Raw genomic sequence first — 879 nt, 5'->3', positions numbered from 1 at the left:
AGACGTCGGACGGGGTGGTCGTGGTGTATGCGTCGGGTAGGGCCGGCTGCGAGCTGGGGCGTCACCGGGAGGTGCGGTTGGGGGGCCCAAGCGCGCCCGGGGTGTGCGTGGCGGTGGCGGCTGGGGGGCCCGGACGCGGGGCTCGGGGGGGTGCCGCCGACGGCGGGAGCGCACGGCGCCGGAGCGCCGCGTCAGGGTCTCGGAGCCCCCAGGGCCTGGGACACCCCGTGCTCCCTTGGGCCCAGGAAGCGCGGCTCCGGCTGCAGCGCCGCGTCGAGGGCCGCCTTGCCCGCCGCGAACACCTCGCGCGCGCCGCCGTAGTACCAGGTGAGGTCGTGCTCGTCGGGCACACCGACCCCGTACGACTCGACCCCCGCCGCCTGGCACAGGGCGACGGCCCTGCGTATGTGGAAGCCCTGGCTGATCAGCACGGCCCGCTCCACCCCGAATATCCTCCGGGCCCGGACGCACGAGTCCCACGTGTCGAACCCGGCGTAGTCGCTGACGATGCGCTCCTGCGGCACCCCGTGCGCCGTCAGGTACGTGCGCATCGCGCTCGGCTCGTCGTACTCGGTGCGGCTGTTGTCCCCGGTGACGAGGACGACCCTGACCTTCCCGGTCCGGTACAGCTCTGCCGCCGCGTCGAGCCGGCGGGCGAGGTACGGGGTCGGCCGGCCGTTCCACAGCCCCGCCCCGAACACGACCGCGACGTCGGCGGACGGGCTGTCCGCCGTGCCGTGCAGCCGGTCCGCGGCCACCGCGTGCGTCCACGCCGAGGGCAGGAGCGCCAGCACGCAGCCCGCCATCACCGCCTGCACGGCCCGCCGCCGCCCCCGCACGCCGCGGGGCAGCCCCGCCCGCAGCCGCGCGGTGGCACCC

The 879-nt window shown here is 76.8% G+C and carries 1 protein-coding gene; it reads right to left on the bottom strand.

The genetic code is table 11. The annotated features are described in order from the left end of the window. Positions 1-191: 191 nt before the first annotated feature. Positions 192-863: a vancomycin high temperature exclusion protein gene (locus tag EF903_RS33135; RefSeq protein WP_185902965.1), complete on the bottom strand. Its 672-nt coding sequence runs from the start codon at positions 861-863 to the stop codon at positions 192-194. Between the last annotated feature and the right edge of the window lie 16 nt (positions 864-879).

Source organism: Streptomyces sp. WAC05292, assembly GCF_003949955.1.
Taxonomy (GTDB): domain Bacteria; phylum Actinomycetota; class Actinomycetes; order Streptomycetales; family Streptomycetaceae; genus Streptomyces; species Streptomyces globosus.
This window is presented reverse-complemented; position numbering and strand designations above follow the sequence as displayed.